11 protein-coding genes are annotated in these 14,643 nt (G+C 61.1%); 2 read left to right on the top strand and 9 right to left on the bottom strand.

Features of this window, described 5'->3' with window-relative positions:
- Window positions 1–383: 383 nt before the first annotated feature.
- The 8 genes from H8S57_RS07450 to H8S57_RS07415 form a co-directional block, all read right to left on the bottom strand.
- A complete protein-coding gene (locus H8S57_RS07450; protein ID WP_186907455.1) occupies window positions 384–1,118 on the bottom strand; it encodes an SDR family NAD(P)-dependent oxidoreductase in 735 nt (244 codons plus the stop codon).
- Window positions 1,119–1,155: 37 nt separating this feature from the next.
- A complete protein-coding gene (locus H8S57_RS07445; protein ID WP_207723731.1) occupies window positions 1,156–2,520 on the bottom strand; it encodes an MFS transporter in 1,365 nt (454 codons plus the stop codon).
- A 186-nt stretch (window positions 2,521–2,706) separates the two neighbouring features.
- A complete protein-coding gene (locus tag H8S57_RS07440) occupies window positions 2,707–3,492 on the bottom strand; it encodes an enoyl-CoA hydratase/isomerase family protein (RefSeq protein WP_186907453.1) in 786 nt (261 codons plus the stop codon).
- A gap of 141 nt (window positions 3,493–3,633) precedes the next feature.
- The gene (locus H8S57_RS07435; RefSeq protein ID WP_186907452.1) at window positions 3,634–5,091 is read right to left on the bottom strand and encodes a sigma-54 interaction domain-containing protein; all 1,458 of its coding nucleotides are present in this window, start codon (window positions 5,089–5,091) and stop codon (window positions 3,634–3,636) included.
- A gap of 153 nt (window positions 5,092–5,244) precedes the next feature.
- Complete coding sequence (locus H8S57_RS07430) at window positions 5,245–6,549, bottom strand: MFS transporter (protein ID WP_186907451.1); 1,305 nt, start codon at window positions 6,547–6,549, stop codon at window positions 5,245–5,247.
- Window positions 6,550–6,606: 57 nt separating this feature from the next.
- Window positions 6,607–7,740: a zinc-dependent alcohol dehydrogenase gene (locus H8S57_RS07425; protein WP_186907450.1), complete on the bottom strand. Its 1,134-nt coding sequence runs from the start codon at window positions 7,738–7,740 to the stop codon at window positions 6,607–6,609.
- Between the two features lie 261 nt (window positions 7,741–8,001).
- Entirely contained in the window at window positions 8,002–8,787 is a 786-nt protein-coding gene (locus H8S57_RS07420; RefSeq protein WP_186907449.1) for an enoyl-CoA hydratase/isomerase family protein, read from the bottom strand.
- 15 nt (window positions 8,788–8,802) lie between these two features.
- Window positions 8,803–10,266: a 4-hydroxyphenylacetate 3-hydroxylase family protein gene (locus H8S57_RS07415; protein ID WP_186907448.1), complete on the bottom strand. Its 1,464-nt coding sequence runs from the start codon at window positions 10,264–10,266 to the stop codon at window positions 8,803–8,805.
- A gap of 453 nt (window positions 10,267–10,719) precedes the next feature.
- Here H8S57_RS07415 and H8S57_RS07410 point away from each other — a divergent pair, with 453 nt between their 5' ends.
- The gene (locus H8S57_RS07410) at window positions 10,720–12,144 is read left to right on the top strand and encodes a sigma-54 interaction domain-containing protein (protein ID WP_186907447.1); all 1,425 of its coding nucleotides are present in this window, start codon (window positions 10,720–10,722) and stop codon (window positions 12,142–12,144) included.
- A 210-nt stretch (window positions 12,145–12,354) separates the two neighbouring features.
- Here H8S57_RS07410 and fabG read toward each other — a convergent pair whose 3' ends face one another.
- Complete coding sequence (gene fabG, locus H8S57_RS07405) at window positions 12,355–13,095, bottom strand: 3-oxoacyl-ACP reductase FabG (RefSeq protein WP_186907446.1); 741 nt, start codon at window positions 13,093–13,095, stop codon at window positions 12,355–12,357.
- A gap of 145 nt (window positions 13,096–13,240) precedes the next feature.
- Here fabG and H8S57_RS07400 point away from each other — a divergent pair, with 145 nt between their 5' ends.
- Window positions 13,241–14,548 carry an acetyl-CoA hydrolase/transferase family protein gene (locus H8S57_RS07400; protein WP_186907445.1) on the top strand — a complete coding sequence of 436 codons (1,308 nt, stop codon included), beginning with the start codon at window positions 13,241–13,243 and terminating at the stop codon, window positions 14,546–14,548.
- Window positions 14,549–14,643: the final 95 nt, after the last annotated feature.

Here is a 14,643-nt window from a genome sequence, read left to right as displayed (position 1 = left end):
AAAAGTACATGAATATGAAGCACCTGGAGGCTGCCGTTGAGGACGCCTCCATTGCTGGCTGACTTCATTCATTCCAGAGCCTGCAAACCAATTTGCGCAAAATCCTTGACACTACCCGTATGCTCTAAACTGCTTATGTCTTTGTCTTTCACGATGAAGACCTCCCTGTTATCGTAGTTGTGTGGTCGGCAAACCACTTTTACTTTAACAGGGAGCCTTTTTCTTTTCTGCTTTTCTCCTCGCTATAAGCTATTTTTTTACCCCCGGCTTAGCCGGGGGGTGCCTGCGGTACTACCAACGCAAACACCGCCCCGGCGTGCCTTTTCCGGCATGCATCGGGGCGGTGTTTCCGCCGAAAGCGCCGCCTGCCTCCCGTGCGGAGCTTACAGGCCCTTTCCGCCGTCGGCACGGATGATCGCACCGTTGAGGTAGCTCGCCCGGTCCGAGGCGAGATAGCACACCACGTCTGCGATCTCCTGGGGCTCGGCCGGCCGGGCCATTGGACCCAGGATCGCAGGGTCGATGGTCTTCAGGATATCTCCGATCATCTTGGTATTGATGGCTCCGGGGCAAACGGCACAGACCCGGATCCCCATAGGGCCGTACTCGGTGGCCGCGTTTTTGGTCAGCCCGATCATGGCGTGCTTGCTGGTGCTGTAGGAGCCCAGCGCCGGCTCGCTGAACAGTCCGTCCCGGGAGGCCACGTTTACGATCACGCCGCTTTTTTGCGCCGCCATCTGGCGCAGCACATACTTCATCCCCAGAAAGGCGCCCTTCACGTTGATGCGCATGATATCGTCGAACAACTCGGTCTGCGTATCCGCCAGCAGCACATAGGGCTGGAAACGGGCGGCGCTGTTGACAAAGACGTCGATCCCGCCGAATTGCTCCACCGCCGTATTGACATAGCGGATCGTATCCTCCTCGCAGCCGATATCCGCCACGACCGGGATCGCCCGGCCGTATGCTTCCGCCATCGCGGCGGTCTCCCGCGTGTTTTGCTCCGAACGGCCCACCACCACCAGATCGCAGCCCTCCTTCGCCAGCGTAAGGGCCACCGCGCGGCCCACGCCGGCGCCGGCGCCGGTAACGATCGCAGCGCGTTTTTTCTCCTGCATCGGTCTTTCTCCCTTCATAATTGGAAACGGCCCCAGCTCACAGGGTGTCTCCCGCTTTGATATCCCGGAACAGCAGCGCGAAGATCAGCATGACCACGGCGCAGAGAACCGGCATCCGGAACAGGGCCGCCATGGTGGGATCTCCGGCCAGCTGAGCGCCGTAGATGCCGCTGGCGATCGTGTTGCCCAGCACGCCGCCTGCCCCCATGAACGCCATTCCCCCCGCCAGTTCATCCGGCTTGAGGACTTTCATGGGATAGGTATAGGGGACGATCTGCTGCACGCCGTTGACCATGCCGTAGAACAGCGAGGCCAGGACCACGAGCACCAGGCCCATCAGCGGGGTGGCCGAGCCGGTCATGGCCCAGTAGAGCACGCCGCCCACAATGGAGGAGAGCGACCAGAAGACGGTCATCCCCTTATAGCGCCCGTTCTTTGCCGCAAGGCTGCCAAATACGACCGACAGGACCGTGGCGATCACGAGGGCGGGCAATGTGACGAAGCCGGCCACAGTGCTGTTGTAGCCCAGAACATACTGCACATAGGTGGGGACATAGTTATTGGCCGCATTGCCCAGAGAATAAAACAGGCTGACCATAAAAATGGCGAGGTAGAATTTGTTGCCCAGCAGCTTGGCCGGATAGATGGGGTTTTCCGCCTTGCGCTCCACCAGCACCAGGGCCGCCAGTCCGGCGAGCGCCACCGCAAGCAGCGTCAGCAGCAGGGGAGAGGTCCAGCCGTACGTGCTGCCCCAGTTCATGGCCAGGGAGAAGGGGATCAGCATAACAAAAGTGGCAATGCAGCCGCCCACGTCGATGGCGCTGTGCTCTCCCGCCTGTTTGGGGACATTGGGCAGCCCGATCAAGCAGAAGATCGCGCCCACCGCCAGGATGGGCAGGGAGACATAGAACTGTACCCGCCAGTTGACGGCGCACAGGATGCCCGCCACAGGAGAGCCCAGGATCATGGCCACCGTGGACAGGGCCTGGGCGATCCCCGAATAACGGGGTGCGTCGCTCTGCCCGAACAGATCGGAGATCAGCACAAAGATATTGGAGACGAACAGTCCCCAGGCAAAGCCGCTGACCGTGCGCGCGATGGTAAACACCCAGAAGGAAGGGGCAAAGGCCGCCACCGCATAGGAGATGATATACAGTACCAGCGCGCTCAGAAAGAGCTGCCGGTGGCCCGCCTTATCGCTGAGTTTTCCGCTGATGGGGATCGCCACGCAGCGGGCCACGCTCTCCAGGGTGAAGATCATCCCCACCGAGGCGATGCTGTCGAAGTATCCCGCCACCGAGTAGCCGTAAACGCCCACGCCGCAGATCAAGAACATGGTCATGAAATTGACGATCAGTATCCCGATGAATGCAAGTTTTCTTTTTCCGCTGTTTCCTGTCATAGTGCAGCCTTCCTTTCCAATCCGTCTCAAGTATGCCGCCGCTTGGCGGCGCTCTCCACAGTTGTTACTATAGCAAACGCCATGCCAACGGATTTCCCGCTGATTCCGCCGGTTTTCCCCGCTTTGTGTATCTCTTTCGGAAACACCGTATAAAAAGTATACCCTTTGCAGCGCCTGTGGAGGGCTTCAGCGGTTGCGGAATACGGGCGGGCGTTTCTCCACAAACGCCTGCGCGCCCTCCTGCTTGTCGCCCGTTCCGCACAGCAGCGCGATTCCGCGGTTCTCAAAGCGCAGGCCCTCCTCCAGGCCGTGCTCCATGGCGCAGGCAACGCTTTTTTTGATCTGGGCCACCGCGATGGGCGCCCGCCGGGCGATGGTCTGCGCCAGTTCCAGGGCGGCGTCCAGGCTCCCGCCCGCCGGAGCCAGTTCATCCGCCAGCCCGGCCCGCAGCGCCTCCTGCGCCGTAATGGGAAGGCCGGTGTACATCATTTTTTTTGCAAATCCGGGTCCCACCAGCCGGGGCAGGCGCTGGGTGCCGCCATAGCCCGGCTGCATGCCCAGGGTACATTCCGGCAGCGCGACTCTGGCGCGCTCGTCAAAAATGCGGACATCGCAGGCCATGGCCAATTCCAGCCCCCCGCCGAAGGCGCTGCCGTTTACCGCGCAGAGGACAGGCCTGGGAAAGCGTTCGATCCTTCGGTAGACCTGAGAGCCAAACCGGCAGTTCTCACTTCCGGTGGCGCTGGTCCAGGTCTGAAACTGCTTGATGTCCGCGCCGGCACAGAACAGTTTGGGCAGGGCGCTGCTCAGGACCACAGCGCGCAGGTCCGTGTGAAACTCCAGCGTCTGAAACGCTTCGTCCAGCTCCTCCAGCAGGGCGCGGGTAATGACGTTGACCGGCGGCGCGTTGAGCAGCAGCGTGCATACCCCCTTTTCCTCTGTACAGACAAGGGTACGAAACGTCCGCTCCATAGGGCATCGCTTCCTTTCCGTTGTGATGATGTTCTATGGAAGAGAAAGCAAATCCCATACCAAGTCCCGCCGCCGCCCTGGGGCGCCAAGGAAAACGGCGCCGCCGCACAACCAAGGTGCGGCGGCGCCGGACAGCGTTTCTCAGCGCAGGTTATATTTGTCCAGTTTCATATAAAAGTTCCGTTTGGAGATGCCCAGGATCTCGATGGCCCGGGCCTTATTGCCGCCGGTCAGGCTGAGGACCGCCTGAATGGTGTCCCGTTCCGTCTTTTCCAGAATATCCTGAAGCCGGTAATTTTCCGCGTTCTTTTTGCTGCGGCGGTTCCGGCAGTCGGCGACCTGGTGGGGCAGGACTTCCGTGGAAATGATCTCGTCCGTACTGAGCACCGACATGCGCTCCACACAATTTTTCAATTCCCGGATATTGCCCGGCCAGGTATAATCGCAGAGCAGCTCGGTCACCGCACTGGAGAAGGAGCGGTCTCCCCCGTACTGCTCCTGAAGTTCCTGCAGGAAGTGGTTGGCCAGCACCGGGATATCGCTTCTGCGTTCCCGGAGCGGCGGCAGATTCAGCGGGATGACGCTGATGCGGTAGTACAGGTCCTCCCGGAACGTGCCCTCCTCCACCATGGCCTCCAGATCCCGGTTGGTGGCCGTGATGAGCCGGAAATCCAGTTTGATGGTCCTGGTCGCGCCCACACGGGTGATCTCATGCTCCTGCAGCGCCCGCAGCAGCTTAACCTGCATGGACATCGGCATCTCGCCGATTTCGTCCAGGAACAACGTGCCGCCGTTGGCCAATTCAAACTTGCCCGGGTTCCCGGTGGCCTTGGCCCCGGTAAAGGCCCCCTTCTCATAGCCGAACAGCTCGCTCTCCAGCAGCGTCTCCGGGATGGCCGCGCAGTTGACTTTGATGAGGGGGCCGCCGGCATAGGGACTGCTGTAGTGGATGGCCTTGGCCAGCACCTCCTTGCCGGTCCCGCTCTCGCCGGTCAGGCAGACCGCCGCATTGGAGCGCGCCACCTGGGCAGCAGTGCGCAACACCGCCACAAAGGCCCGGGAGGAGCCGATCACCGAACGGAAGGGCAGGGGGAGCTGGGTCTTTGCATCCAGCTCCCGCCGCAGCTCGTCGGCCAGAGTCCTGTAGCGGTTCATCTCGTGATTCATCTGGGCGATCTGCGCCGTGTCCCGGCTGAGGATGACGGCGCCTAAGAGCTCGTCCTCCTCCAGTTTCAGCGGGATGATGTCGGAGAAGGTGGTGAGCACGTCGCCGCAGAGGGAGTAGTACTTCAGCTTGGGCCGCTGCCGTTCCAGCACATCCAGAATCGGGAGTACATCTGTCTGGTCCTTCATCTCCGTCAATTTATAACTGGTGATCTCCTCCGGCCGGACCCCGGCGGCGCTCAGATTTGCGGAAAAGGTCCTCAAATAGCTGCTGTTCACGTATACGACCCGGGTGTCCCGGTCTACGATGATGACCGGCTCCTCAATGGCATCCAGCGCGCGGAAGAGCATCTCACGGCTCCGATCCCGGGGCTGGTGCCAGAGGGGGCTGTCCTGAAAACGATAGGAATACTCCTGCTGGTGCTCCTGAGCCATTGCGCTACCTCCCGAGCTTTTATTTTGGCGGAATTACATAAAATAGAGGGGCCTTTACCTGCTATTATAGCACAGATTGCCGCAGCAGAAAAGAGGGAGGCCCCAACAGCCATCCGCTGCCGGGGCTCCCTCTGTCGGGCGGGAAAAGGCTGGTCACTGCGCAGCCTTGGCTTGATACTTGGCCAGCATTTTTTCGGACACCTTGGGCGGCTTCAGGAACAGGAGAACCGCCACTGAAATGACGACGCCGAATACAGCCGCCACATAATAGGCATTGGACAGGGAGCCGAATTGGGTCAGCGCCCAGCCGCACACCGCCGAGGACGCCGCGCCGATCAGGGTGAGCAGCACGTTGCAGTAGGGCTGGATGCCGGCGTAGTTCTTGGCGCCGAAATAGGAGACCAGAGTGTTCATCACCGCGCAGATGATGGGGCCGTTGGGGGCGCCCGCCACAATCATGGAAAGCACCATCAGCGGCATACTGCCGCTCCTGGCGGCTACATCGAAGAGTACGCAGCCCACGGACGCCACCACGCCGATCAGCACCAGGGCGATCTTGGGGTTCATCCGGTCGGTAAGCGGGCTGAGGATCAGGCTGCCGACCAACAGTGCGCCGCTCATGATGGAGACCGCGCTGGCCGCGGTTATGTCGGCAAACCCGTTCATAATCAGGTGCGTCATTCCAAAATACTGTACGGCACAGTAGCCAAACACCGTGCTGCCCCAGGCCAGGCCCACGATCCACAGCTGCGGGCAGCGGACGGCGTCTTTGATCTCCCAGTCGACGGGAGACTTATAGCCCTGATAGACCCTGCGCGCCTTTCCCGGCTTGGCGGGCTTCCCCTCTGCCGGACCGCCGTCCATCTCCAGGCCCAGTTCGGAGGGATGGTCCCTCATAAAGATCATCTGAGGAATCGCGGTAATCAGCATCAGCAGCACCGCCATAATAATGAGGGCGCTTTTCCAGCTGAAGTTCAGGAACAGCCAGGTGATGATGGGCGGAAACACCACGCCGCCCAGTGCGCCCAGCGCCTGGACATAACCGCCCTGTTCCCCCCGGCGGCGGTCCCACCAGTTGTTGACCGCGGTAAAGCAGGCCAGCTGGTCGTTGAACAGCATGCTGAAGCTGACGGCAACGCCGTATACAAAAATAAACACGATCGGGGAATCCACCCAACCGGTGAGGGCAAGGAAAATCGCCGTGATGGTGGTCGTCCAGAAAATACACTTGCGGGGGCCGATCTTCATCAGCAGCAGCCCCACCAGCGGCAGGCCCAGTCCCAGGACGGACTTGAGCGTATAGGTGAAACTGACCTGGGCGGCATCCCAGCCCTTTACCAAAAGGACCTGGCTGACGATTGTGCCCGCAGAAGCAGACAGCAGGCCGTTGGAGCCGAAATAGGTCAGGCCGGCCAGCAGGGTGACGATCCACCCGTAATAGAGCTTCTTCTTTTGCATGGAAACACTCCTCTCATAATATCAGCTGAGGGATTGCCGAACAACGCTGAGACGGAATCAGTCCTGCTTATTGTAGGGGTAATCGGGGAACGCCGGGTCCACCTTGATGCACACCTTGCAGCTGTGCTTGGAATCCATGGACTTGTGGATGGCCTCGTCCAGCTGCTCCAGCGGGTAGACGTGGGTGATCAGATGCTCGGTGCGGAATTTGCCCTCGGCCATATACTGCACCGACTTTGCAAAGTTCCCCATCAGGCCGGGAATGACTTGAACGCCCTTCATCATCAGGTTGACCGGGTGGATCAGCGCCTTGTCGTCATCGCCGTATCCCGCGGCATAACACACTTTGCCGTTCTGTGTCACGATATCCATGGCCTCGGCCACACAGCCCATGTTGCTGGTGCACTCCACGGCGATGGTAGCGTTGCCGCAGGGCTTGGTAGAACGGTCATGGTAGGCGTACTCGCCGTAGCCCCAGATCTCAGCCATGGCATCATAAGCGCTCTTGCCCCGGGCGGGGTTGATGACGTAGTCCGCCCCGCTCTGCCTGGCCAGCTCCAGGCGGAAGTCGGATACGTCCACCACGGCGATCTCACACTGCTCGCATTCGGCCTTGAACGCCTGAATAAAGGACTGGCCGATGATGCCCGCGCCGTAGATCACGATCCGCTCGCCTCTGGGCTGGGGCTTGATGAGTCCTACGTTGCCGATGCCCACGCACATGGGCTCGCAGGTCGCGCCGACCATATCGTTGATGGAATCCGGCAGAGGATGTACGCTGACGCCCAGCTGGGCGTGGTGGATCACGGAGTATTCGGCAAACACGCCGTCCCGGCCGAAGCCCAGGCCGTATTTGGTGCTGTAGGGACACTCCCAGTCCTTTCCGCCGTTTTTGCACACCTCGCATTCGCCGCAGCCCTCAATGCTGGTGCCCATAAACCGCATCCCAACGGGGATGTCCTTTACCTGGTCTCCCACCTCCACCACGTAGCCGGTAAACTCGTGGCCGATAATGATGGGGGTGTGCTGCAGATAGTGCAGATCCCGATACGCCGGCAGATCGCCGCCGCAAACTGCCGCATAGCTGATTTTAAAAAGTATGTCCCTCGGTCCGATCTTCGGTATGGGGACTTGCTGATACACCAGCCTGCCAGGGCCCTTCAGGACCATAGCCTTCATTGTACCTTCCATGTTGTTTCCTCCCTTACTGCCATACTTCGCGTGCGGTACTGCGTTGTCCGCGCCGCCTTTTGTTTAAGCAAATAAAGTGCCAACTTTTTTCTTGCGAAAACAGCAGTATTTCGTTCAATTTGAGCCCACTTTCCTGGATCAATGGCCAAAATGTATATGTAAAAAAGGAAACAAGGTATAAATTATATACCATATCTCCAGGATAGAAACAAGCGGCAGCCGCGCACCGGCGCGGCTGCCGCTTGTTTTGGGAGCGGGGGTTCAGCGTCCCTTGAATACCGGTTTTTCCTTCCGGAAGAAGGCCTGGACGCCGATCTTATGATCTTCGCTCTGGAAGCAGATGGACTGTGCGTGGGGCTCCAGATCCAGCAGCTGCTCTAGGGTCATGTTGATGGAGTCGTTCATCACATTTTTGGCCATCCGCAGGGCGACCCGGGGGCCGTCCGCCAGACGCCGGGCCAGCTTTTGGGCCTCGTCCAGCAGCTGCTCATGCGGGACGACGCGGTTGACGATGCCCATCGCGCCGGCCTCCTCCGCGCCGATGGTACGCCCGGTGAAGACCAGTTCCTTGGCCCGCTGCAGGCCGACCAGCCGGGGCAGCGTATACAGCCCGGCCAGATCGGGGATCAGGCCTACATTGGCAAACGCCATACCGAACTTGGCCTTGTCGGAGGCCAGGATCAGGTCGGCCTGCATGGCGATGCAGAACCCGGCCCCTACCGCAAAGCCGTTGACGGCGGCGATGGTGGGCTTGGGCATGTTCAGAAAGGTCGTGACCATTTCCCGGAAGGACTTCATATAGTCATAACCCGCCTCCGCGGTGGGAAATCCCTCGTTCAGCTTCTTCAGGTCGCCGCCGGCGCAGAAGGCCTTCTCCGCCCCGGTAAGGATCACCGCGCCGACCGCGGGGTCTGCGGCCACATCCTTGTAGGCGGAGAGCAGTTCGGCGGAAAGTTCGTCCTCCAGCGCGTTCATCGCCTTGGGGTTGTTCATTTGGATCACGGCCACCCCGTCCGCTTTGGTGAGGATAAGGGAATGATAGGACATCTTGCGTTTCCCTCCTTATTGGCCGCCGCAGGCGCCTTCGCAGTCCACCAGCTTTTGGGCCAGCTTCAGCTTCTCCTCCAGCTTGGCATCCCGGAGCATCATGATCCGCTGGGACTGGGGCGAGCCTGCGCCGTGCATGGATTCGACCACGGCGGTGCCCCCGCTCAGGGTCTCAACCAGGCGGTAAAGGCGGATCTTGTCCTCGGTACACATGCTCTCGTTGCCCGCCAGGTAGCGCTCGATCAGCGGTCCGATCTCCGGGTTGCGCAGATCGGCCTCGGCCGGCAGGGTGGCCAGCAGGCCGCCCACCAGGTCATGGGCAATGCGGTCGATCTCATAGACGAACTTGGTGGTGTTGTGCTTGGTGATGTTGGCCAGCATGGTATCCGCCCGCCAGGCGCCGGAGGGGGTGGGGCGTCCCTCGTAGGAACAGGCGATGGACCCGGCGTACAGGGTCTCGGTCAGGTTGATCATGTCGGCCATCTTGTCCCGCACGTGGCCCACACGCTCCACCCCGTTGACCTTGCAGATGCCGTATGTAGCGCCCAGGAGCACGTCGGCGATGCCGCCCTTGCAGGCGCCGTAGTTCTGCCGGTGCGCGGTGGCGAAGGCCTCCACAAACATCCCCGCGAATTCATACTCCTTGTACATGTACACATCCTTCCAGGGGATGAACACATCGTCGAACACGGCGATGCACTCGCCGCCCACGCAGGCATATTTGAAATTGCCCTGGTCGATGGGGTGCTCCGTGTCCAGCTTGCGGCCATCGTTGGTCTGGCGTCCGAAGATATAGGTAATACCCGGGGTGTTCACGGGGCAGGAGAAGACCACCGCGTAATCCTTGGCGTCCTCCTTCATGTTCTCGGTGGGGAAGACCATCAGCTCATGGGCGCCGGATACGCCGGTCAGGTGCGCCTTGGCGCCGCGGACCACGATGCCGTCCTCCCGCTCGGCCACCACGTGGACGAACAGGTCCGGGTCCCGCTGCTGGTCGGCCTTCTTGCTCCGGTCGCCCTTCACGTCGGTCATGCCGCCGATGGTGACCAGATTGTAATCCTGGAGGTAGACCAAAAACTGTTTGAAGCGCTCGTGGTAATCCGTGCCGTACTTCTGGTCGATCTCATAGGTGACGATGTAGGTCGCGTTGAGCGCGTCCATTCCGGCGCAGCGCTGGATGCAGCAGCCGGTCTGCTGGTTGAGGGCCCGCAGCATTTTTACCTTGGCCACCAGGTCGTCGGTGCTCTGGTGGATATGGTTGAAGCGGTTGATGGTATGGCCGGTCAGGTGGGACTTGACCGGAAAGGGCATCTCATAGGTCTTTGCCACGGCGTTGACATGGGGGACGAACAGGGGATGGTCGGGAATGCCGGTGATCTTTTCCCCCAGTGCCCAGATCTCGGTCTTCATGTCCCGCAGGCTCTGGACATACTCCTCCGCCGTTTCCAGCGGCTTTTTAAGTGTGGATATTTCTGACATTTTATTTACCTCCTCAATCATCGAAAGCCTTCTGCAACGGGAGCTTTCCTATTCTGTCCGGTATATAAGCAAACCGGGTGCCAACATTCGTTCTTTCCAAAAAACCGCCGCTTTTCAAGGCGGCCGCCCGTCTGAAGCGCCACCCAAGCCGATCCCGAATTTGCACCCGGTATAAAAAATAGCCCCCCGGCTATTTTTTACGCGCATACGCCGTCCCCGACGGCGTGCGCTTTGATTTTTAAGGCCACGGGCCGGGAATGAGCCGTTCCATCTCTTTTTACGGCATGCGTCCCCTCCCGAGCCGCCGTTAAGGGGTTCGGCCGCGCCGCCCGGCAAGTTCAGATCATTTTGCCTGCAAAACGATCTAAAGCACATCCGCATCCCGCAGAAAAGTGATGGATTGCATTTTTCCGGCGGGATGATACAATAGGACCAACAAAAGGAGGGATGCCTGTGGCGACCATTCCATCAGACGGTTCTCCCATGCTGGGGGAGCACATCTTTTCGGCGGAAGACGCCGCGTTTGAAAAACGCACGCTTCTGAATATCCTGGACAGCATCCACGAAAGCATCCTGATCATTGACGCCCAGACCCGGGTATGCTACGTCAACGACAGCTATCTGAAAATGTTCGGCATCCAGCGGGAGAAGATCATCGGCCGCCATCTGGCAAAATTTGAGCCTCTGGCCCGCATCCACGAGGTGCTGAAGACCGGCGTCCCCCTGACCGGGGATATTTCCCACATCCATTCCGCTCAGCTGGACGTGTGTGCGGACATCGTCCCCCTGTGTCAGGACGGGCGGATCATCGGCGCGCTGGCGCTGATGAAGAACATGACCGAGCTGGTCCAGACCAACCGGGAACTGGAACACTTCAAGCAGCTGAGCGAGCATCTCCAGAACGAGCTGGCCAGCAAGGACGACCTGCCCCCCGCCTTTCGCAATGTGCTGGGCCACAGCAAGTCTTTCGTAACCGTGCTGCGCACCGCCGCCCGGGCCGCCCCCAGCGAGGCCAGCATCTGCATCATGGGGGAGAGCGGCGTAGGCAAGGAGGTAGTGGCGGAGGCCCTGCACTACAGCAGCCGCCGCGCCGGCGGCCCGCTCATCAAAATCAACTGCGCCGCCATTCCGGAGAATCTGATGGAAAGCGAGCTGTTCGGCTATGAGGCCGGCGCCTTCACCGGCGCCCGGGCGGGGGGCAAGCCCGGAAAATTTGAGCTGGCGCAGCATGGGACCATCTTCCTGGACGAGATCGGAGAAATGCCTCTGACCATGCAGGTCAAACTGCTGCGGGCCCTTCAGGAGCACGAGATCACCCGGGTGGGCGGTTCCAGGCCCATCCAGCTGGATTTCCGCCTCATCACCGCCACCAACCGGGACCTGGCGGCTATGATGTCCGAGGGCTCCTTCCGGGAGGACCTGTACTACCGCATCAACGTCATCGCTCTGACGATCCCGCCCCTGCGGGAGCGGCGGGAGGACATCAACGTCTACGCCAGCCTCTTTCTGGAGGAACTGGGGCGGCAGTACGGCCGGACCTACCGCCTGTCTGCCGAAGCGCTGGACCTGCTCAACCGCTACTATTGGCCGGGCAATGTGCGGGAGCTGAAAAACTGCATGGAGCGCGCCGCCGTGCTGACCCCCGGCGACCTGGTGGACGTGGACCAGCTGCCCGCCAAGATGAAAAGCGGCGGAAGCGGCGCAGCCGCTCCGCCCCCGGGCCGTTACAAGCTGCGGGAGCTGCTGGAGCGCACCGAGCAGGAGGCCATTGAGAGCGCCCTGCGCTCCTGCGGAAACAACCGCAGCAAAGCCATGGACCTGCTGGGCATTTCCCGCCGCAATTTTTATCAAAAGCTGGAAAAATATCATTTGAATTGAGCCAACCCCTCGTTCGCGTACGCTTCGCAGAATTCACCCGCAGGGGCAGGCGGGAATCCCCCGGGGGACGGGCGTCGGAACGGACGTTTCTCAGGACGGATCGGGTGACGCTTTTACAAAAAATCGAGCCCTCCCCGTCCTGCATCCTTTCGGGACCGTCTGGAGAACAAAATCAGCCGCCGCACCGTTGGGTGCGGCGGCTGGTTCTGCTTACAGGATCAGCCCGCCGCTCACATCCAGCGTCTGTCCGTTGATATAGGCGGCCCGATCGGAGGCCAGGAAGGCCACTGCATCCCCCACCTCCTCCGGCCGGCCGCTGCGGCGGGCCGGGATGCGGCTGAGCATCCGTTCACGGGCGGCGTCCGGGACGCCCCGGGTCATATCGGTGTCGATAAAGCCCGGGCAGACCGTGTTGCAGGTCACCCCAAAGGGGCCCAGCTCCAGCGCGGCGGTCTGGGTGAGGGCCGCTACCCCGGCTTTTGCAGCGGCATAATTGGACTGTCCCAGATTCCCGTTCCGGGCCACCGAGCTGATATTGATGATGCGCCCGGAGCGCTGCGCGCGCATGACCTGCGCGGCGGAGCGGGTCAGATAAAAGACCCCGCTCAGATTGACCGCCAGCACCCGCTCCCACGCCTCGTCGCTGAGCCTGTGCAGCATCCCGTCCTGGTTGACGCCGGCGCAGCTCACCGCAATATCCAGCCGCCCCAGCCGTTCCAGGGCGATCTGGGTCAGCAGCCGGGCCGTCTCCGGCTGGGCGACGTCCCCCGCCGCCGTCACGCAGCGCACCCCCCAGCGCTCCGCCTGTGCACGGACCGGCTCCAGGTGCTCCTCCCGGGTGGCGTGGACCACCAGGTCCGCCCCCTCCCGCGCCAGCGCGCAGGCGATCCCCAGGCCGATGCCCCGGCTTGCTCCTGTCACGATGGCCGCCTTTCCCCGCAATAACTCCATAGATGGCGTTCCTCCTTTTCTGATCTGTTCTGGTTGGAAAGCAACCGCCGTGCCAACTTGTCTCCGGGGCGGAGAGTTGGCACGGCGTTTGCTTTGATGACTTGCAGGAGCAGAAAAGCCTCCAACCCAGAAAGGAAGTGCATCCATGGACTGGAAAACACAATATCAGGAAAAGCTGCGCACACCGGCGCAGGCCGTGCAGGTGGTCCGTAACGGGGACCGGATCTACGCGGGGACCTCGTCCAGCATCGCCTATCCGCTGATCGACGCCCTCTACCAGCGCAGGGACGAGCTGGAGGGCGTGGTGCTCTGCCACGGCATGATCAACCGCCAGCTGCCCATTTTTACCCCCGAGGCAAAGGGCCACTTTTCCACCACGACTTATTTTGCCGGCGCCGGGTGCCGCACCGGCATCCAGAACGGCCTGACTACCTTTACCTCCTTCCACCTCAGTCAGATCGACCTGTGGTGCCGCGAAGTCGCCCGGCCCAACATCGCGTTTTTGGAGGTGTCGCCGCCCGACGAGGAGGGCTACATGAGCTACGGCGCCTACGGCACCACGTTCCACGACTATGTCCGGGAACTGGCGGACACGGTGGTGCTTCAGGTCAACCCCAACGCGCCCTATGTTTACGGCGAAAAAAACAAGATCCATATCTCCCAGGCCGATATCGTGGTGGAGGCGGCGGACCAGTCGGACATGGTCCCCAACCTGCCCCTGGACGAGACGCTCGAGACGCTGTCCAGCCATATCGTCGCCCTGATCCCCGACGGCGCGACCCTGCAGCTGGGCCTGGGCGGGATCTCCAACGCGGTCGGCTTTGGCCTGCGGGAGAAAAACGACCTGGGCATCCACACGGAAATGTATACCGACTCCATGATGGAGCTGACCAAGCTGGGCGTGGTCACCAACCGGCGCAAAAGCTTTCTGCCGGGGAAGGCGGTGACCTCGTTTGCCCTGGGCACCCGGGCGCTGTACGATTACGTGGATCACAACCCGGACTTCCATTTCGCCCCCTTCTCCTTCGTCAACGATCCGTATACCATTGCCCGCAACGACAATATGATCAGCGTGAACACCGCTATGGCAGTGGACCTGTACGGCCAGGTGGCGGCCGACTGCCTGGGCGGCAAACAGCAGAGCGCCGTGGGCGGGCAGGTGGACTACGTCCGGGGCGCGCAGATGTCCAAAGGCGGCAAGTCCTTTATCGCGCTGACCAGCTCGCACCAAAAAAACGGCGTCTCCAGCAGCCGCATCGTCTCCTCCTTCCCGGCGGGAACGGCGGTGACCACCGCCCGGTCCGACGTACAGTACGTGGCCACCGAGTACGGCTGCGTCAACCTAAAGGTGCTGACCATGGGCGACCGGGCCCGGGCCCTGATTTCCCTGGCGCACCCGGACTTTCGGGACGAACTGACCGAGGGCGCCAAGCGGCTGGGCCTGCTGCCCTAACAAAAAGCGGCTACTTTTTAGACCCAAAGTGCAAAAAAAGAAACATTTTCTCCGCCCGAGCCCCTCTAGGCGCTCCGGTTCGGACGTTTCAATTT

It is taken from the genome of Lawsonibacter hominis, assembly GCF_014287895.1.
GTDB lineage: Bacteria > Bacillota > Clostridia > Oscillospirales > Oscillospiraceae > Lawsonibacter_A > Lawsonibacter_A hominis.
The sequence above is the reverse complement of the archived record's forward strand: the minus strand, read 5'-3'. Positions and strand labels throughout refer to the sequence as shown.